The following is a 17,482-nucleotide window of genomic DNA, read 5'->3' on the forward strand; positions in this document are numbered from 1 at the left end:
GGGGCTCAGGGCAATCTCAGGGGAGGGCCTTGTCCGCCTCCGTGGTGAATGCGTCGGCGAAGAATTCTTCTTCTGGCAGGCCCGCCAGCGCCACGTAGTCGCGCTTGGCCGAGTCGACCACGATGGGCGCGCCGCAGGCATACACCTGGTGGCCCGAGAGGTCGGCGAAGTCTTCGAGCACGGCCTTGTGGACAAAGCCGGTGCGGCCGGTCCAGTTGTCCTCGGGCGTGGCGTTGGAGACCACCGGCACGTAGCGCAGGTTCGGCATCTGGGCCATCTGCTCGCGCAGCCAGCCGTCCATGTACAGGTCTTCGGGCCGGCGGCCGCCCCAGTACAGCGTGGCGGGGCGGTCGATGCCCTTGAACTGCATGTGCTCCAGCAGCGCCTTGATCGGCGCGAAGCCGGTGCCGGAGGCCAGCAGGATCATCGGCTTGTCGGAATCCTCGCGCAGGAAGAAGCTGCCGAAGGGGCCTTCGATGCGCAGGATTTCCTTTTCCTTCATCGTGCCGAACACGTGGTCGGTGAACTTGCCGCCGGGCAGGTGCCGCAGGTGCAGCTCGATGCCCGTGCCGGGCTGGCCCACGGTGTGCGGCGCGTTGGCCATCGAATAGCTGCGGCGTGCGCCGTCGCGCAGGATGAATTCGACGTACTGGCCCGCGTAGAACTGCAGCGGCTCGCCGGCCGGCAGCTGCAGGCGCACCAGCATCACGTCGTGCGACTGGCGAGTGAGGGCCATCACGCGCACCGGCATCTTGCGGATCGGCAGCGCGCCGGCCTCGGTGACCTGGCGCGATTCGAGCACCACGTCGCTCGTGGGGTGGGCGCAGCAGGTCAGGACGTAGCCGGCGAGCTGCTCCTCGGCGCTCAGGGCCTTGCTCTGGTGCGGGCCGAGGGTGACCTCGCCCGAGAGCTTCTTGCACTTGCACGAGCCGCAGGCGCCGTCCTTGCAGCCGTAGGGCAGGCCGATGCCCTGGCGGATGCCGGCGGCCAGGATGGTTTCGTCGCCCTGGACCACGAAATGGCGTCCGCTGGGTTCGACGGTGATGGAAAAGCCCGCTTCATGCGGCGCCGGGACAGTCATCGGTATTCTTCGAGGGGTAACGCTCTTTCCGGCCGCAAACGGCCCGGGAGCAACTGAATTGGGAAGACGGGAACAGGATTTTGCCTTCAATCAATAGCCCCTCCGGCGCGCTGCCAGCGCGGTTCCGGCGAGAACGCCTGCTGATCGTCGGTTGCGGCGACGTGGGCCAGCGCGTGGTGCGCGACCTGCGCGGCCGCATGCAGCTGGTGGCGCTCACTTCATCGGCCGAGCGCGTGGGAGCCCTGCGCGCGGCCGGAATACGCCCGCTGACGGGCAACCTGGACGACCCGGCCACCTTGCGCCGGCTGGCGGGCATCGCCACCCGGGTGCTGCATCTCGCACCGCCCGCCCGCGACGGCGGAGCCGCCTGGTGGCGCGACCAGCGCACCACGGACCTCGCGAGGGCCCTGCGTCTGCGGTCCGTGCCCTCGACCTTCGTCTACGGATCGACCAGCGGCGTCTACGGCGACTGTGGCGGCGCCCGCATCGACGAAACCCGCACCGTGCGCCCCGACACGCCGCGCTCCCATCGCCGCGTGGACGCCGAGCGGGCAGTGCGCTGGCTGGGCCGCAGCGCGGGCGTGCGCGCCAGCATCCTGCGCATCCCGGGCATCTACGCCCCCGACCGCGAGAACGGCACCCCCCGCGCCCGCCTGCAGCGCGGCACGCCCGTCCTGCGGCGCGAGGACGACGTCTACACCAGCCACATTCACGCCGACGACCTCGCCCGCGCCTGCATCGCCGCGCTGTTCCGCGGCAAGCCGCAGCGCGTCGTGCATGCATCGGACGACACCGAGCTGCGCATGGGCGACTACATCGACCTCGCCGCCGACATCTACGGCATGCCCCGCCCGCCGCGCGTGGCCCGCGGCGAGGCCGAGCGGCAGCTTCCGCTGCAACTGCTGAGCTTCATGGGGGAATCGCGCCGCCTCGACAACACAAGGCTGAAGCGCGAGCTGAGAGTGCGGCTGGCGCATCCGACAGTGCATACAGGTCTGCAAGAACAGACCGAGTCGAGATAAGGCAGGGGAGGGGCCCATTCCAGGGACACCGTGGACCCGGCTCCGCCGGTCCACCGGTGTCGCCCCCGGAAGGGGGTTGGCGCAGCGACACGAAGTGCGCGAAGCCTGGGGGAGAGCCAGCTTGTGGTGCCCGGGGCCGGAATCGAACTCCATTGGGCTGACTGGGCAAATGGGTAAAAAAATGGGGATCAGCGAGCCTGTTTCTTGGCCTGCTTCTTCAGCCATTCCTCGAAGTCCTCCTGCCGCCAGCGCTTGCATTTCTGGCTGAGCGCCAGCGCCGGCCTGGGGAAATCTGGGCGTTTGACCACCCGGTCACGCACGTAGGCATGTTCCAGGTTCAGCCGCTCGCTGATGTCCATGGTTCCGATCAGGTCGCTCATCCCTCCCTCCCAGTGGAGATAGCGGCAGCAGCGCGGACGACATCTCCCGTCGATTTCGGCCAGTTGATCTCGTAGGTGATGCAGTGCCCGTACTTTTCGTCGTAGAGCGCAGTAATGGAGAACGTTCCACCAGCTTTCGCGGCCTCGTCGCACCACTTCTGAAGCAGGGCGCGCTCGCCTTGGGTATGCGATTGGGAGACCACTTTGCTAACGGTGGTCAGAAATGCACTGTCGTTGCTCATCCCGTAGTTCCTTTCCCCTCTCGTGCGCGAATGGCAGCGGCTTCGTAGCGCTTGATAGCTGCAGATGCTGCCTTGTGGCGCTTCTCAAACAACGGCACGCTTTCGCCCATCATCGTCAAGCCGCCGTCTACGAGATCCCATGTTTGCGCGTACATGCTGGATAAGTCCTTCAGAGCCTTCAGCAGCTCATCTGCTTGCTCGCGCTCCTTCTTTGCTGCGCGCTCTGCCACGGACTGCAGTGCGGCACGCAGTTGGTCGGCGGTGTAGAGGGGCGTGGATGCATGTGCGCTCAAGTTATACGGGCGAGCCTCGTCGGCTTGCTCCTTTGTTGGCCAGAGGCGGCAAATTGACGAGAACCAGAGCGGCGAACCATCTTTGCCAACAACAGAATGAGCAAATGGCTCCGGCATCAGCGCCTCGAACTCATCAGCAGCGCCAGACGCCAACGGCTCAGGTGTTTCGTTGCGTTGGTAGGTCATGTCAGTACGCCTTCGGTTGAATTGGGCAGCAGCTCAAAGGACACGAGATCCCCTCCATGCGATGCACGTCGCGGCCACAGCCGCCGCAGATCGCAATCACCGGGTTGGACTCGGGAATTCGGCCATGGAAGCGCAGGGGCGCGATAAACGGCACTCCAAGGCGGCGAGCACGCTGCTCTGGTGTTTCGTCAGACATGGGCATCTCCCTTCATTGCGGCGGTGATTGCTACGTCGAGTTGTTTTTCGATGTCATCGGCACCGCTAGACCAGTGTTCAACTTTTATTGTCAGCACTATGGACTTGAGGCTGTTGGTCGCGTCGTTGTTCCAGCGCATCTGAGCGTTCGACCAGTGATGCCGCACGAAGTCCCAGCGCCGCGCATCAGCCCTCATCGCCTCAGCCTCATTGCGTGCGGCTTGAATGGCGGCGTTGGCGTCGGAGAGGCGGACGAGCGCCATCGTTGCCTGTAGTTGACGGACTTGCGTGAACATCCATCCTTTCCCAAACAGGACGTTGCCCTTTGAGTCAGGTGCCGCCCATGCTGCCACCTTCAGTGGCTCGGGCGATTCGGGTTGGGGGGAGGGGGTGCGATCAGCCATTGCGGGCTCTCTTTCTCCAGATGGCGGCCTTCTCGACCAGGCCGCAGCGGTGACATTCGGCGGCATGCTTGCGCGCCTCTCTGCGCCAGCGACGGCGCGAGCGTGTTGAGCTGAGATGGCGCGGCTGTGTGGATGCTCTCCACTGGGCCAGCGCGCGGCGTTCTGCGCGGGCCTTCACCTGTCACCCCCTGCAGGAGTCATGCCCTTGAGGGCGTTGCGGACAGCTCTGGCGCGTGCCTGCCATGCTTCGTCGTCATTGCCGGCGCTGTTTTCGGTCCAGTAGTCGTCGAAGCCCTTGTAGGCAATGGCGCCCAGCTCGGCATCCGTTGGCGCCTCTCCCTCCTTTGCGCTCGGCGCTGCCTCGGGGGCTGGGGTTGCTGCGACCAATGCGGATGGGGTGTGCGGCACGCTGGTGGCGATGACATAGGCGCAGTTCGTCGCGTGGGCTTCGCTACCGTCAAGACCGGCGCCCCAGGCATAGCCGCATTGCTGGCAGCGGTAGCGTTTTCCGTGGATGCTGTCCTCAATCTGAGGCACCAATGCGGCAATGGCATTGACGGCCCCCTGTGCCGCAGCCGGGGCGGCGAGGGCGGGGTGTTCGAGTAGCAGCCGGGCCGCGTTCGATAGGCATTGCTTGAGGCCGGCCCTGTCCTCGACCAACTCGGAGACGCCTGCATCGCGCCAGACCAAGAGCGCTCGCCTCCACGAGTCCACCTCCATCTTGCTCGCCACCGCCTGCTGTGCTCCTGCCGGGGGAGGGAGAACGATGCGTGTCCAGCCGGTGGTGTCTTTGCAATGGAATCGCACATCCACGTCGCTCCACACTGCGCCGGTCTTCGGGTTGTGCCAGTAAATCAGCTCAGCCATGATTGCTCTCCTCCCCTTTAGGAGCGGCCTTGGAGAGGGCGGCGCACGCGGCTTGGTAGATGCTTACCGCACCGCGACGTGCGCTCTTGAACTTCCCGGGCCCAGCACCTCCGCCGCCTTGTGATAGACCAGCATCACACTCATACTTGGCAGCTAGTTTCGACAACGCTTTGATATCGCCACTCCGAATTGCATCGAGTAAACGCTGGCCATCTCTCTGGACTACGGGCCCAACGAAATCTTGAAATACAGAACGATCCAAGATGGAAAGGCAATGGCGTTGAAAGCTCAGCCCAAATGGCTGCTGGCGTCCCTCTGTGTGCTTCATCTCGCTCATTCCGACCTCCCGCTCTTCTCTGCGGCTTTAGGAGCGGCGGGAAGGGCTACAAATTTGCCTCGGCTGCTCATGCGGCACCTCGCTTTTCTTTGCATCTGGACATGTGATCCCAGTTCACCCAGCCACACGATTCGCACACGCGATTACGTGCTTGCTCGATGGTCACTTTGAATCCGCTGAGCACATGAAGCTCTTGGGCCTCACGCTCAAGCGCCTCTTTAGTTGGCTCTTGGCGCTCCATCACTCGCCTCCTTTCTGTTTGCGCTCGTAAAGGGAGCGCGGCCAAATCGGAAGCGGCTTCCATGCGAATGGCATGAGGTTTTCGTGCAGAAGCTTTCCGTCCGGGTCAACCCACTGCCAGACCTGCTCACCGTCTACCATGTTGAGGTCTTGGCGTGCTTCGAACACCCATTCACCCCATGTTGCGATGAGAACGCGCTCATCCTTCGGCGCCGTCTCAATCGGCAGCCAGCCATCGCTCTTCTCGGTGGAGGTGAGGGAGAGTGCGAGCTTTGCGATAGAGCCATCTTCCACGGTAGCAGTGTTCGACTCGTCTTCCCAGAAGTTCGGAGGCTCTCCGCTGACGGTGTCCCACGCATCGCTGTTATGCATGGTGAAGTGGTTGCCGTCTGCATAGAACTGCAGTGCCTCGCGCAGTCGTGCGTTCTCCTCGCTCACCCCTGCATCGCCTCCCAGAGACTGGAGGGTGGGGCGGGTGGCTGCTTTGCGCGTTTCATTGAGCAAAAGCTCCAGTCGATGCAAGAACCACGCGGACCTGAAACTGTCGGCATCGTCGTATTCGTAGATGAAGCGATGCAGTTCGGTCGCAAGCTTTGAATCTGCTTCTGGCCCATACCCGCCTTCTGCAACGCGCTTTGCAAGGAGCTCGGAGTTCGCTACCCGCATGGCGCATTCGTCCCAATCAGGCAACGAGTTCGGGGGCGCCTCACCTGCGTCACTTCGCGAAAGCGACACCTCTCCTCGCTCGTCCACCATAGTGGGAGCGGGGATGGGGAGGACGGATTCGTGCTCGATCAAGAACTCGTGGATGGCGTCTTCAAGAGAAGACTTGCCGCAGTTGCATTGGTCGCCAGGGTCACCTTCGTAGTGACTGGAGACAAAGCAGTTGTCGCCGTGCGGTGTGTGAGCAATCCAATGTTGTGCACGGGCCAACATGGCTACTACTGCGTCGGTCATCGTCTGTTCTCTCTTTTCGGGCATGGTGGGCCTCAGACTTCTTCGACTGGTTGATTTGCTGCAGCGCGGTCGGCTGCCTGCAGGCGCTTGATGGCCGAGCGCAGCTTGGAATGCGGCTTGAGGAAATTCCAGACGAACAGCACTTCGTCGCCGTCTTCGACGCCTGAAACCTGTTCGTAGGCAGCGACTTCATCGCCCTCTGCAAACTTGTGGATTGCCATTTCGCAGGCCTCGCGCAGCTCTTGCTGGCGGCCTGGATTGATGCTAGAAACTTCTTCCGCGTTGCGGGTTGGGCTGTGGCGAATGCCAGCCTCATCCACATTGAGGATCTTGCCTTCCATCTCGTCGGCGGTCGGCTCACTGCCGATCTCTGGAAAGGCTTTGCGCAGTGCTTGGGCTTCAGCGCATTTCGCGATCTGCCCGTAAGGACGCTTCGACCACATGGCGTTTGGTGCGATGCTCTTTTCCTTGCCGCCACGGACTGCATAGTTCTCTTTCCAGAACTCTTTCGCGGTGAACTCCACGATTTCACCGGTCGAGATGCGACGCTTCACGGTAACGCGGCACCATGCCGGATAGGTCACTTCAGCACCGCCGATGTTCTCTTGCACATCAGGGCCGAACTCTGGCTCAGATACGCCTGCGCAGCCATTGCGCGCCGCCTGCGTTCGATACAGACCAATGCCAGGCATGACCACATCGCGCATGCACCCGGCCTTGCCATCCCACATGGGCACGATGTGAACCGGCTTCTGCATCGGGTCAAGGCCAGAGGCTTTGCAGTAGCCCAGCACCATCTTGATAGAGGAGGGATTGGCGCCGGGGTAAAGGCTGGAACCAAGAACGGCCAGCAGCTCTTCTTCGCGCAGCGCGAGCGCATTGCTGTTTTGAGTAGTGAGTTGATTGGTCATGATGTTCAGCGCAAGATGAAATGAACCGCCAGCGCAACCACAAAGGGCGCAGCCAATGCGATGAAGACGGGCCAGTAGGGAGCTGGATGGTTATCGCCGACCGGGGAGAACAGATAGGCGCCGGCGCGGTATTCGGGATGGGGCATGATTCAAAGCTCCGTGTTGTCAAACTGGTGTGCATTGCTGAAGCTCGATTCGCCACCCGCACGTCGCTCTTGGTACGCGCGGTGTTGTCCAGTGCGTTGCTCTTGCTTCACCGCCTTGCAGGACTTTGAACAGAAGCGAGCCCAGCCGCGCTTGCGGTCTGCCGTGCGTGCAGTGAATGGTTCGCCGCAGTTGACGCACTTGTAGACAGCGGTGCTCATGACTATTCCTTTGCCGCGACCTGCGCAGCCTGTTGGTTGTTTGCTGCCGCATACATCGAAGCCAGAGAAGCATCGATGTCGGCTACTGCTTTAAGAGAGTCAGTCTCAGAAGGACCGCCGATCTGCTCTGCTGCGATGTAGGCAGCTAGGATGAACAGAGCCATTGCGATGCCTTGGGCGTGACGGGAGAGGAAGGTCACGATGACTCTCCCTTTGCCTTAGAGATGGCATGCAGAGCAGCAACCCATACCGACTTGGCGGTGTTGGGCACATAGCCCTCGCATTCGTCATAGATGGCTTGCAGCGCTGCCAGCAGTTCTGGGGCTGCAGAGATCAGTTGAGCGTTTGGTTCTTCGTACTCGAATTTCCCGCGCGTGGAATCGCATCGCGCAACAAGATTGTTGCCTTCGTCGTAAACCTTGAGGCCCGCACCAAGATGCCATGGTCCTAGCGTGTGAAGTGGTTTCATGCCATCCTCGCTGCGTCATGTGCAATGCGCGACTCGTACTCATCGAGATAGCGCTTGCGGAGTTCATCGGATGTGGCCTTGCATTGCTCTTCATTGAGTGCGCCGCTGAAGAGCATCTGGGCAAGCTCTGTTGTGCTTATCAGGCCGAAGTAGTCGCACGGCTCGCGATCATCGGAAGACACTGCGAGCCAGTCGGCGATCATCTCCACATCCTTCGTATACCGTTCCTCTGCCAGCTTGCGATGAATGGCAGTGACAGGGCGAACGTCGGAGCGGTCGAGATAGGCAGGACCGGAGTCCATGCGCTCGATGTTGGGGAAGGCGTAGCTCACGAGGCTTCTCCTGCAGCTTTCGCAGTAGCTTCGCGTTGTGCGCGCGATGCTGCGACTTGGTTGCAATCTTTTATGCACGCGCGGATCTGTTCGCGCATCCCTTCGCCAAAGTCGCTTCCATATCGAACATGCAACTTGGTAAGCAAGAAGCCTGCGCCAATGGCAATGTCTTCAAGGCGTGCGATGCGTTGAGCCGGCGACTTCTTAGCCATTCTTCTTCTCCAATTCAGGAACCTCACTCGCCAGATAGCGCATGAGAAGGGTGCGGAATGCTTCAAGCGAAGCCTTGCCAGAAAGCTCCACAGGGGTGAGCTTGGGAGCGTCTTGTTGGTTGTCGAAGAGGTAGCTCATTGCGGCACCAGCGACAGGACGCGTTTGGCTTCATCGATCCAGCTATGCCCAGTGCTCCACTCGGGTGTGGTGCGATTCAGAGCGCTGAGCGCCTTTTCAAGGCAGTACACGGCCATATCGACGTTCTCGATTGCATGGCCCAGCCGGCGCTCTTCGTCTTCTGCAGACTTCTCAGGCATCGGCATCAGCGGCCTGCATCCACTTTTGGAGCACAGGCTCACGCATTCGCATGCGTCGCAGATTTGGTGGGTCATGCTGCGCTCCCGGTGGCCTTGGCGATGGCGGCGTATGCGGCGGATTCCGTGCGGAACGGGCGGATGCCTCCGTTCGTCGTCATCCACTCATTGCTGCGGCCGGCCGGTGTAGGCACGGAGCGGAAGACGTAGAAGCCAGCAGGCCAGCCGAATTCGCCGTTGTTGTGAACGACCTCCCATGGCCCCGGCGTGTGCTGCGCGCTCATGCCTGTTCTCCTTCAGCCGCCCGGCGTGCTGCACGATCCTGTGCGCGTTGCTCTGCTTCAGCCGATTCGGCAACGTACTTACGGTCGCGCAGCCATTCCAGCGCTTCTTCGTTGCCACGGAAGAACATCTTTGCTGCGACCGGCGCGGCAAGAGTGCCGGCCAATTGCGGATCGATGTTCTTGAGTGCGGGCTCCGTAGTGCAGACCTGGAGCCATCCAGCGAGGCAATGCGTAGTTCCGCAGATTGCTTCCTCAGCGCATGTGCGGTTCTTCCATTCATCGCTGCCATGCCAGTGGCCCATGTTCAGTCGCTCCTGGTCGTCCAGAACGATTGCGCGCACTTTGTCGAGGCTTTCGATGGCCTGTTCAGGCGTTGCGCGAGGGAGCGGATTTCCATCGGCATCGCGCAGGTAGGCATCGCGCAGGTAGGCACCGCGCAGGTCGGCACCGCTCAGGTCGGCACCGCGCAGGTCGGCACCGCGCAGGTCGGCACCGCTCAGGTCGGCACCGCGCAGGTCGGCACCGCGCAGGTCGGCACCGCTCAGGTCGGCACCGCGCAGGTCGGCACGCGCCTCAGTAGCCTTCTCCAGTGCATGCCTCATGTAGAGGCCCGACTCCAGACCTTCAGGAGCCTCGCACTCGAAGAGAACGGTGTCGCTATCCCAGCGGCTGCGGATTTGAATCTTGTCTGCCATCACATCTCCAAGTAGAGGCTCTGTAGAGCCGTTATGCGGCCTTGGCGAGGGCGGCGCGGTAGGCCTGCAGGTTCAGGCGAGCTGACACGAGGCTCGCGTCTCGCACTGCACGCGCCTGCTGGATGAACTCGGGCGCGAAACCCTTGCGCACGAACGTGAGGGCGGTGCGATGAGCCGAACGTGCTGAGCCAATGTCGGCGACGAAGTGACGCCGCCAGACTTCAGGCTCTTCGTTGTAGTGCCCTGGCGCGTTCGTCGAGATGCGAGAGCCACACCTCCAGCAGCCCGCGACCTTGCCCCAGGCGCACTCGGCGCAACCGCGCCACGGCGTGTGCTGCGCACTCACGATCTCTTGTTTGGCGTTCATCCATCACTCCGGTTAGCAGCGATCTGCTGCGGTCTAGAACCACCACTCAGCCAACCTGGCCACCCCCTGTCACTGCTTCCTGTCCGACTTCGCCTCTCGTGTCGCTAGAGGCTTGGGGGTTGTGGTGTTGATGGGATGAATTAAACACACTGTTTATCTTGATGTCAACACCATGTTTATTCATTGTGTGTATTTTTTGAGCCGAGCTGCTGGGACAATCAGCCATGCCCCGTATTTACTTGGCTGGCCCCGACGTGTTCCGTCCCGATGCGGCCGAACACTTTCTGGTGCTGACACGCGCGTGTGAGGCTTTGGGCCTTGAGGCGCTAATCCCGTCGGACGATGGCGCTGCCGCGGCTGGGTTGCGAGGTGAGGCGCTGGCTCGCGCGATCTATGCGACCAACATGGGCCTATTGACTGAGGCGCACGGGGTCATAGCCAACTTGGCGCCATTCAGAGGCACCGAGCCTGACTCGGGAACTGTCTTTGAGGTGGGAGTGGCCGTCGCCTTGGGATTGCCAGTGGCAGTCTATGGACTGCCGCCAGGCGCCTACGCTGACCGGGTAGAGGGCCGACATGATGCGGCTGGAGTGCTGAGGGACGGGGAGGGAATGGCTGTCGAAGACTTCGGCCTTCCGCTCAATCTGATGCTGTCGAGCTCGGTTCAAATCGCTGAGTCAGCCGACGCGGCTCTCAAATTGATCGCCAGGACCCTTGAAAGACGCGCATGAAAAAGCCGCCTCAAGGGCGGCGCTTCGAGGAGCTGCAGATGGAAAAGCTAGTGCAGGGGCGCCATTAGCCTTGTCATGGGCATCGCGCGAGTGAAGGCCCCCAAAATTCCAATCTCATGTTGGGCCCGATCCGGGAATGCACGATCATCAACTATTACGAGCGGGTGCAAATCCATGCCTGCCGGTCCATTTTGCACGTCTCCCGCCTTGCGGAGTGCTGTGCCACAACTGGTAGCTTTCGGCGGGATTACATCAATCAGATCGGAGCCATGCCGGAAGGCAAACTCATGTACTGAACCAGAGGCTCCAGATACTTGAGCATGCCGCTGGAAGTAGGCATTAGGGTTTCTGGCGATGATGAACGGCTCTGCTTCAGCAGCCAGATCATGACCGGGCTGTTTCTCATTCATTTGGGCGTTCGCCCACTGCGACACTGCAAGCAGCCCACTCACCGCCTGAGCGAAGGAAAATGGTGCTCGCTCAGGCTGGACAAGTGTTCGGAAGTCGCCAACTCTGGAAAGGGTCAAGCCAAAAGGAGAAACGACTTCGCGCAGCTTGTTGAGTCTTGCGCCGTGATCAATGTCAAGGCCAAGGCCACTGAGGTGCATGACGGTATCGCCGTTGTCAGAGATCAGCAATTGCTGACTTTCTTCGGCAATGTAAAGAACGATGGGTGAGCCATCTATCAGACTGAAAGGCGTGGCGATTTCAAGCGCAGTCCCACCATGGAGGTCTTTGACCTCTCGACAATCGTAGCGCGACAGAGTGTGTGCCCATACGCAGTTGATCATGGTGCTTGGATCGGAAACGGCGCGCTGATGTTGCATCGCCCAACGAACCACTGATAGCAGCTGTTCCAGTTGCCACAGTTTAGTCCGGATGGGTCGAGTTGGAATACTTCGTTCCCAATGTGCTCATGCGGCCCGTACAACGTTTGTTTGGCATCCATATGACTGCGCTTCTGCGCCGGGCAGACCTCCAGCTGATAGAGCCGTGGCGCCATAGAGCCACGTTGGAGCATGAGTGAGAAGAGAAACAGGCACGCATCTGTCACGATGGGTGCCTTCAACTCCAGTCTCATGGTGAGGCCAGGAATGGTGATCCCCTGATCATCAAGTAAGCCAGCCACTAATACCTTGCTGCCCGCATGGTTTGGGCGCACAACCCAAGAAGTACTTTGGACGAACGTCTTGGGCGCGGCCATGACAAGCTCAGCGTCTGCTCGGCTCCATAGATTCAGGCCCATAATTCGGAAAGCTCTGCGGGCTAGAGCTTTTTGCCGTTCCAGCACCACACGACACGTCCGCGAACCGTGACTGTGTGCGAACCATCAAGAACATCTACAGTCTTGACCGTTGGGTTGTCGCTGCTGATCTCGTACTTGCCGTCGAGCCGCTGGCGCACGCGCTTGATGTAGACGCGGTCATTGGCCTCCAGAACGTACACGCCATCGATGTCGGGGTCTTGGATTCCGCTGTCCACCAGCAGGATGTCTCCGTCCGCGAAGGTCGGGTCCATCGAATCCCCATAGCCATGAATGAAGCGCAAGTTCCTGATGTCAGTCAGGGGTTTGAGCGTCCGGGAAACCCATTCCGGCGATACGGTAAGTCGCCCGACGACCACCTCCTCCTGCAGCTGATGTTCGCCGCGGCCCATTGAGCCGGCCTGAGCTAGGACGGGAATGCTCAGGGCTTCAAAACCTGGCAGAAAACTCTGATCAACCTCGATAGGCTCAGCCACGACTGAACGTCGTCGTTTACTGGGCGCGTCCTCGTCGCCTTCGCCAGTGAGGAGCCAGTTTGCCGAGCAGCCGAGTTCCTTCTCAGCCCTCAAGGCACCTTCCTTCGACACACCACGACTCTTCCAGTTCGTCATGGTCCCAGAACTGGTTTCCAGCAGCGCCTGAAGCTGCACGAAATCTGTGATGTGGTTCCGTGAGCCCTTGGTCTTTTCCCGGGCGTAGTCCAGCAAGCGAATCACGGATTGATGCATCGCTCGATTCTCCGGGACTAAACACCTTGTTGATAAACGCGGTGTTGACAGTTCATTAAACGCCATGTTTAAATGTGCGCATGAACGACGCAGACCTCATCAAGACACTCGGCGGCCCGACCAAAGTAGCCGAACTTTTGGGCTACGACAAGGCCAATGGCGGTGTGCAGCGCGTGCAGAACTGGCTGACCCGCGGCATTCCGGCGCAGGTGAAGGTGGATCACCCGCGAATCTTCTTGGCGGTTCGCAAGGGCGCACTGAAGGCGGAGCCCGCTGAGGCAAAGGAGGGCGCGTAATGCCCCGCCTACTTCTTCTTGGCTCGCGCAAGCACCTGCTGAACGACGTCGTCCAGCGCGTCCTTGTCCGCAAAGTCCTGCGCAACGCTGATCGCTCCGCATCCAGCACAGGGGATCAAGTCCTCCAAGGTCAGCGTCTCGCCTTCCTTGCTCCAGAACTCCGTCCCGTTGCAGACCATGCAGCGGAGCTTGGTAGTGCCGATTGCACTGATCTTCTTGAGCTTCCCCATGGTGACTCCTATGCGTAAGTGCGTCTCCGAGCGCTGGGTGCGTCGCGTCCTCTGGATTCTGATGCTTCTCGATCTGTCCTTGGTTGCCTATGGCGTCCTGGAGCGGATCTCGTCCGCTATCTCTGCTGGTGCTGTGCTGGCCGTCGCTGCTGGCGCAGGCCTCGGCCTCCTTCATCAACCAAGTCAATCCAAGTAAGGCTGCCTCATGAATGTGCAGCCATCCATCCGCGCTCTTTCTGATGCGTCCGTCGTTCGCGCTGGTTGCCAGCGGGGGGCCTCCCAAGGCGCCTGCAAGGGCGGTCGGGCACATCAGAAAGGTCGTGATTTTTCGCGTCGTCATGGCCCTTATTTTTTGAGCCGAGCCAACCGGTTAGGCAACTGGTTAGACGTTGATTTCTTCCTATCGAGAGGCCCCTTGATGGACCAACTGGAATTCCCGCTGATGGGGCGCATCGACGCCCCCAGTGTGGCCCCTGAGCAGTGGATACGAATGGCGAAGACGTACCGGCAAGCCGTGCGACTGGCGTGGAAACTGAAGCGCGTCTCCAAGATGACGCGGCAGCAGCTTGCCAGCGAAGCCGAGCTGTATCCGCAGCACGTCACCGACTACCTGCACGAAGACGATAAGCCCAGCCGGCGCGATCTGCCGGCCGAAGCATTGCCGCGCTTCGAGGCTGTGGTGGGGAACACGTTGGTTTCTCAGTGGCTGGCGCGTCACGCCAAGTTGACAGTGTTGGAAGAGATCACCGCAACCCGAGCAGTCGCGTGAACAAAGCCGCCTACATCGTCGCCTTTGTCCGCTACCTGTGGATTCACCGGTCGTGGTCGAGCGCGGTGTGGTGCATGGCACATGAGGGCCGAGCATGGCACTGAAGCAGCATCCCCTTTCCGCAGCATTTCCGGCCATGTCGGACGAAGAGTTCCGTGGCCTCGTCGACAGCATCGGCGTCAACGGCGTTCTCAATCCCATCACCATGTTCGAGGACATGGTGCTGGACGGTTGGAATCGCTATCGCGCGGCACAAGAAGCTGGCGTTGAGTGCCCGGTCCAGGAGTACGACGGCAGCGACCCGCAGGTCTACGTCATCGCGCAGAACAAGGACCGGCGTCACATCGCACAGGGGCAGATCGCGCTGGCAGTTGCGGCGGTCTACAAGTGGAAGCCGCTGGGAGCCAACCAGCACAGAGGGTCCGCACCCGGTGCGGACCCTGCTAAGACCACCGCTCAACTGGCGGAGATTGCGGGCGTCGGCACTCGCACCATGGAGCAGGCAAAGACCGTCGAGGCCAAGGCCACGCCGAAGGTCAAGGAAGCGGTGAAGACTGGCGAGATCTCGGTGAAGCGTGCTGCCGAGATTGCGCAGCTCCCTCCGAAGGAACAAGCCAAGGCGATCAACGAGCCTGCTGCAAAGGTCCCAGCCGCTGCATACGACCCGCGCGAAGACGAGCTCCGTGAGACACAGCAAACGCTCGCCGACATCGCCGTCGAGAACGAAGAGCTACGTGACCGTCTGGCTGTGGGCGTGATGACGGGCACAGAAGACGAGAAGGTCGAAGCTGCCCGAACCATTGCCGATCTGCGCCAGAAGGTGAAGGCCTTGGAAGCCGAGGCCGTCGCACTGCGTTCCTCGCGCGACCACTATCAACGCGAGGCATCCGAGCTTCGCAAGCAGATCAAGATGAATGAGCGTGAGCTCAAGAGGGCGAGGGCTGCAACGTGACTCTTCAGTTGTTCACCTACCAGGAAGGCATTCTGGCGAAGCTACGCGCTGGATTTGCCGAAGGGCACAACGCCCAGATGCTGGTGGCGCCCACGGGCGCCGGCAAAACCGAGATGGCAATCGCGTTGCTTGAGGCGGCCAAGGTGCGCGGCAATCGTTCCGCCATGATTTTGGATCGCGTGGTGCTCTGCGACCAGACCAGCGCACGCCTGCAAAAGTACAAGATCGATCACGGCGTCATTCAAGCTGGGCACTGGCGCTACCGGCCCTACGAGCCGATCCAGATTTGTAGCGCGCAGACCTTGGAGAAGCGAGGCCACTTCCCTGGCCTGAAGCTACTCATTGTCGATGAGGCGCATCAGACGCGCGTGCAGACCATCGAGTTCATCAAGAACAACCCGGGTGTGAAGGTCGTCGGCCTCAGTGCTACGCCCTTCACGAAGGGCCTTGGCAAGACCTATTCCAATGTCGTTTCCAGCGTCACCACTGCCGAGTTGGTGCAACTCGGCCGCCTTGCTCCCTTGCGCGTCTTCATCGCCAAAGAAATCGACATGGAGGGCGCAAAGAAGGTAGCCGGGGAGTGGTCGCAAGACGAGGTGACAGAACGCGGTCTGAAGATCACGGGCGACATCGTTGCCGAATGGGTCAAGAAGACGCACGAGGTGTTTGGCGGCCCGCGCAAGACCGTGGTGTTTTGCTCGGGTGTGGCACACGGTGCTGACCTCGCGCAAAAGTTCGCCGATGCTGGCTACAACTTTGTGAGCCTTTCATACCGCGATGATGATCAGTTCAAAGAGGACGCGATCAAAGAGTTCGCTAAGGCGGAATCGACCATTCACGGCCTCATTGCGACCGACATCTTGACCAAGGGCTTCGATGTGTCGGACGTGATGATTGGCGTCTCGGCTCGGCCCTTCAGTAAGTCGCTCGGTTCGCACATCCAGCAGATGGGGCGTGTGATGCGTTCGCACGAGGGCAAAGAGTTCGCCTTGTGGCTCGACCACTCGGGCAACTACTTGCGGTTCCGCGAGGACTGGGAGGATGTCTACGAGAACGGCATCAACGAGCTCGACGAAGGCCGGGAGAAGACCAAGCCAGAGCCGACCAAGGACGAGAAGGAAGCCGCCAAGTGCCCAAAGTGCTCGCACGTTTGGCCGAGCGCGGCAGACACCTGCCCGTGCTGTGGCCATGTGCGGGAGCGCCGTAACCAAGTGACGGCTGTTCCTGGCGTCATGGAAGAGCTTGGAGGCTCTGCGGAGCATCTGAAGAAGCAGCGCGATTTTTTTGCCCAGCTTCTGAGCATCGGCGCCGAGTATGGCTATCAGCCGGGATGGGCGTACCACAAGTTCATCGAGAAGTTCAACAAGGAGCCCAGGTTCCGAGGTGTCGATCCGATGGAGCCCAGCGACGAAGTGCGTCGTTGGGTTCGCTCTAGGAACATCGCGTGGGCGAAGTCCAGGAAGCGCGCAGCATGACGTTCCTCGACTTCTGCCGTCTACACGGCGTCATCATCGATGCGCTGCCGCCTATCGGCTCCTGGAAGCGGTATCGCACTACGGACAAGCCTGCCCATCGCAATGGCGCGGTGAAGTTCATGGGCGACCACGGATTTGTCCAGAACCATGCAACGATGCAGGACGTGAGTTCTTGGCGCGCCGAGGGCGGGGCCAAAGCTGCGCTCCAAGAGGTCAGGCGCATCGCAGAGGATGGCGCACGAGAAACGGCGAGGAACAACGCCAGGGCGGCGGAAGAGGCCGCCCGGATGTTGAGCTGTGCGCAGCGTGAGCGCCATGCGTATTTCGCTTCCAAGGGATTCCCTGAGGAGGTGGTGAACGTACTACGCACGGATGCGGGGCCAATCGCCCTCATTCCAATGTTCGTGCAGGGCGAGCTCGTCGGATGCCAGCGCATCTCGGAGGACGGCGGAAAGAAGTTCCTGGCCGGTCAGCGCTCCAGTCGCGCTGAGTTCGTCTTCAACAACAAAGGTCCGCATGTGCTGTGCGAGGGCTATGCGACGGCGCTGTCGGCTCGCTTGGCGCTGGCGAACATCAAGCGTCCATACACGCTCCACGTCTGCTTCTCGGCCGGGAACATGAAGAAGGTCGCAGCCGGCTTGCCGGGCGGCATCGTGCTCGCAGACAACGACAAGAGCGGCACTGGGGAGCGCGTCGCACGCGAGATCGGTTGGCCATATTGGATGAGCGATGCCGTCGGCGAGGACGCCAACGATTTCCACCGCAGGCAAGGACTGTTTGCCCTTTCGCAGGGGCTTCAGCGCACGTTGCGCGAGGCCATGGCCGTGCCGTAGCGGGAAATTGTGTTTTCACTGCGCTGGTTGGACATGGTGTAACGGCAGCG

General features: G+C 61.0%; 30 protein-coding genes. 7 read left to right on the top strand and 23 right to left on the bottom strand.

Going from position 1 to position 17,482, the window contains the following annotated elements; translation table 11 throughout:
• Positions 1-16: 16 nt before the first annotated feature.
• On the bottom strand, positions 17-1,081 hold the full coding sequence (locus ABL840_RS08955) for a CDP-6-deoxy-delta-3,4-glucoseen reductase (protein ID WP_093305968.1): 1,065 nt from the start codon (positions 1,079-1,081) through the stop codon (positions 17-19).
• 80 nt (positions 1,082-1,161) lie between these two features.
• On the opposite strand from ABL840_RS08955, the gene ABL840_RS08960 reads away from it, so the two are divergent.
• The gene (locus ABL840_RS08960; protein WP_093305966.1) at positions 1,162-2,103 is read left to right on the top strand and encodes an SDR family oxidoreductase; all 942 of its coding nucleotides are present in this window, start codon (positions 1,162-1,164) and stop codon (positions 2,101-2,103) included.
• A gap of 188 nt (positions 2,104-2,291) precedes the next feature.
• Here ABL840_RS08960 and ABL840_RS08965 read toward each other — a convergent pair whose 3' ends face one another.
• The 18 genes from ABL840_RS08965 to ABL840_RS09050 form a co-directional block, all read right to left on the bottom strand.
• Positions 2,292-2,483, bottom strand: coding sequence for a hypothetical protein (locus ABL840_RS08965; protein ID WP_093305964.1), 192 nt, complete (start codon positions 2,481-2,483; stop codon positions 2,292-2,294).
• Positions 2,480-2,725: a hypothetical protein gene (locus tag ABL840_RS08970; RefSeq protein WP_093305963.1), complete on the bottom strand. Its 246-nt coding sequence runs from the start codon at positions 2,723-2,725 to the stop codon at positions 2,480-2,482. Before ABL840_RS08970 ends, ABL840_RS08965 begins: the two co-directional genes overlap by 4 nt.
• A complete protein-coding gene (locus ABL840_RS08975; protein ID WP_093305961.1) occupies positions 2,722-3,204 on the bottom strand; it encodes a hypothetical protein in 483 nt (160 codons plus the stop codon). Before ABL840_RS08975 ends, ABL840_RS08970 begins: the two co-directional genes overlap by 4 nt.
• A gap of 188 nt (positions 3,205-3,392) precedes the next feature.
• Positions 3,393-3,803 (bottom strand): hypothetical protein, encoded by a 411-nt coding sequence (locus ABL840_RS08980; RefSeq protein ID WP_143042989.1) that lies wholly within the window; start codon positions 3,801-3,803, stop codon positions 3,393-3,395.
• A 174-nt stretch (positions 3,804-3,977) separates the two neighbouring features.
• Positions 3,978-4,670, bottom strand: a complete 693-nt coding sequence (locus ABL840_RS08985; RefSeq protein WP_093305957.1) for a hypothetical protein — start codon at positions 4,668-4,670, stop codon at positions 3,978-3,980.
• A gap of 577 nt (positions 4,671-5,247) precedes the next feature.
• Positions 5,248-6,204 (bottom strand): hypothetical protein, encoded by a 957-nt coding sequence (locus ABL840_RS08990; RefSeq protein WP_143042988.1) that lies wholly within the window; start codon positions 6,202-6,204, stop codon positions 5,248-5,250.
• Between the two features lie 32 nt (positions 6,205-6,236).
• A complete protein-coding gene (gene bet, locus ABL840_RS08995; RefSeq protein WP_093305953.1) occupies positions 6,237-7,115 on the bottom strand; it encodes a phage recombination protein Bet in 879 nt (292 codons plus the stop codon).
• A 5-nt stretch (positions 7,116-7,120) separates the two neighbouring features.
• Positions 7,121-7,261, bottom strand: a complete 141-nt coding sequence (locus tag ABL840_RS09000) for a hypothetical protein (RefSeq protein WP_176947585.1) — start codon at positions 7,259-7,261, stop codon at positions 7,121-7,123.
• A gap of 3 nt (positions 7,262-7,264) precedes the next feature.
• Positions 7,265-7,480: a hypothetical protein gene (locus tag ABL840_RS09005; RefSeq protein ID WP_093305951.1), complete on the bottom strand. Its 216-nt coding sequence runs from the start codon at positions 7,478-7,480 to the stop codon at positions 7,265-7,267.
• A 2-nt stretch (positions 7,481-7,482) separates the two neighbouring features.
• Entirely contained in the window at positions 7,483-7,680 is a 198-nt protein-coding gene (locus ABL840_RS09010; protein ID WP_143042987.1) for a hypothetical protein, read from the bottom strand.
• The gene (locus ABL840_RS09015; protein ID WP_143042986.1) at positions 7,677-7,949 is read right to left on the bottom strand and encodes a hypothetical protein; all 273 of its coding nucleotides are present in this window, start codon (positions 7,947-7,949) and stop codon (positions 7,677-7,679) included. Before ABL840_RS09015 ends, ABL840_RS09010 begins: the two co-directional genes overlap by 4 nt.
• Positions 7,946-8,281, bottom strand: coding sequence for a hypothetical protein (locus ABL840_RS09020; RefSeq protein WP_093305950.1), 336 nt, complete (start codon positions 8,279-8,281; stop codon positions 7,946-7,948). The genes ABL840_RS09015 and ABL840_RS09020 overlap by 4 nt, the downstream gene beginning before the upstream one ends.
• Complete coding sequence (locus ABL840_RS09025; RefSeq protein WP_143042985.1) at positions 8,278-8,493, bottom strand: hypothetical protein; 216 nt, start codon at positions 8,491-8,493, stop codon at positions 8,278-8,280. The genes ABL840_RS09020 and ABL840_RS09025 overlap by 4 nt, the downstream gene beginning before the upstream one ends.
• Positions 8,486-8,632 carry a hypothetical protein gene (locus ABL840_RS09030; protein ID WP_176947584.1) on the bottom strand — a complete coding sequence of 49 codons (147 nt, stop codon included), beginning with the start codon at positions 8,630-8,632 and terminating at the stop codon, positions 8,486-8,488. The genes ABL840_RS09025 and ABL840_RS09030 overlap by 8 nt, the downstream gene beginning before the upstream one ends.
• Complete coding sequence (locus tag ABL840_RS09035) at positions 8,629-8,886, bottom strand: hypothetical protein (protein WP_093429354.1); 258 nt, start codon at positions 8,884-8,886, stop codon at positions 8,629-8,631. Before ABL840_RS09035 ends, ABL840_RS09030 begins: the two co-directional genes overlap by 4 nt.
• Positions 8,883-9,092 carry a hypothetical protein gene (locus tag ABL840_RS09040; RefSeq protein WP_093305947.1) on the bottom strand — a complete coding sequence of 70 codons (210 nt, stop codon included), beginning with the start codon at positions 9,090-9,092 and terminating at the stop codon, positions 8,883-8,885. Before ABL840_RS09040 ends, ABL840_RS09035 begins: the two co-directional genes overlap by 4 nt.
• A complete protein-coding gene (locus ABL840_RS09045; protein WP_093305945.1) occupies positions 9,089-9,787 on the bottom strand; it encodes a pentapeptide repeat-containing protein in 699 nt (232 codons plus the stop codon). The genes ABL840_RS09040 and ABL840_RS09045 overlap by 4 nt, the downstream gene beginning before the upstream one ends.
• 31 nt (positions 9,788-9,818) lie before the next feature.
• Entirely contained in the window at positions 9,819-10,154 is a 336-nt protein-coding gene (locus ABL840_RS09050; RefSeq protein ID WP_093305943.1) for a hypothetical protein, read from the bottom strand.
• Positions 10,155-10,378: 224 nt separating this feature from the next.
• Between ABL840_RS09050 and ABL840_RS09055 the strand changes: the two genes are divergently transcribed.
• Complete coding sequence (locus ABL840_RS09055) at positions 10,379-10,885, top strand: nucleoside 2-deoxyribosyltransferase (RefSeq protein WP_093305941.1); 507 nt, start codon at positions 10,379-10,381, stop codon at positions 10,883-10,885.
• A 47-nt stretch (positions 10,886-10,932) separates the two neighbouring features.
• Here ABL840_RS09055 and ABL840_RS09060 read toward each other — a convergent pair whose 3' ends face one another.
• The 3 genes from ABL840_RS09060 to ABL840_RS09070 form a co-directional block, all read right to left on the bottom strand.
• Positions 10,933-11,676: a DUF1828 domain-containing protein gene (locus ABL840_RS09060; protein ID WP_176947583.1), complete on the bottom strand. Its 744-nt coding sequence runs from the start codon at positions 11,674-11,676 to the stop codon at positions 10,933-10,935.
• Positions 11,673-12,089: a hypothetical protein gene (locus ABL840_RS09065; RefSeq protein ID WP_143042984.1), complete on the bottom strand. Its 417-nt coding sequence runs from the start codon at positions 12,087-12,089 to the stop codon at positions 11,673-11,675. The genes ABL840_RS09060 and ABL840_RS09065 overlap by 4 nt, the downstream gene beginning before the upstream one ends.
• A gap of 62 nt (positions 12,090-12,151) precedes the next feature.
• Complete coding sequence (locus ABL840_RS09070) at positions 12,152-12,877, bottom strand: LexA family transcriptional regulator (protein ID WP_418116233.1); 726 nt, start codon at positions 12,875-12,877, stop codon at positions 12,152-12,154.
• A gap of 80 nt (positions 12,878-12,957) precedes the next feature.
• Between ABL840_RS09070 and ABL840_RS09075 the strand changes: the two genes are divergently transcribed.
• Complete coding sequence (locus ABL840_RS09075) at positions 12,958-13,173, top strand: hypothetical protein (protein WP_093305937.1); 216 nt, start codon at positions 12,958-12,960, stop codon at positions 13,171-13,173.
• Positions 13,174-13,181: 8 nt separating this feature from the next.
• Here the strand turns inward: ABL840_RS09075 and ABL840_RS09080 are convergent, their stop codons facing one another.
• Complete coding sequence (locus tag ABL840_RS09080) at positions 13,182-13,403, bottom strand: hypothetical protein (RefSeq protein WP_143042983.1); 222 nt, start codon at positions 13,401-13,403, stop codon at positions 13,182-13,184.
• 415 nt (positions 13,404-13,818) lie between these two features.
• On the opposite strand from ABL840_RS09080, the gene ABL840_RS09085 reads away from it, so the two are divergent.
• From ABL840_RS09085 to ABL840_RS09100, 4 genes are all read left to right on the top strand, one after another.
• A complete protein-coding gene (locus ABL840_RS09085; protein WP_103893605.1) occupies positions 13,819-14,172 on the top strand; it encodes a hypothetical protein in 354 nt (117 codons plus the stop codon).
• 94 nt (positions 14,173-14,266) lie between these two features.
• Complete coding sequence (locus ABL840_RS09090) at positions 14,267-15,124, top strand: ParB N-terminal domain-containing protein (protein WP_093305932.1); 858 nt, start codon at positions 14,267-14,269, stop codon at positions 15,122-15,124.
• A gap of 8 nt (positions 15,125-15,132) precedes the next feature.
• Complete coding sequence (locus tag ABL840_RS09095; protein WP_176947582.1) at positions 15,133-16,599, top strand: DEAD/DEAH box helicase family protein; 1,467 nt, start codon at positions 15,133-15,135, stop codon at positions 16,597-16,599.
• Positions 16,596-17,432, top strand: coding sequence for a hypothetical protein (locus ABL840_RS09100; RefSeq protein WP_093305929.1), 837 nt, complete (start codon positions 16,596-16,598; stop codon positions 17,430-17,432). Before ABL840_RS09095 ends, ABL840_RS09100 begins: the two co-directional genes overlap by 4 nt.
• Positions 17,433-17,482: the final 50 nt, after the last annotated feature.

The organism is Variovorax sp. NFACC27, assembly GCF_048301545.1.
GTDB lineage: Bacteria > Pseudomonadota > Gammaproteobacteria > Burkholderiales > Burkholderiaceae_C > Variovorax > Variovorax gossypii.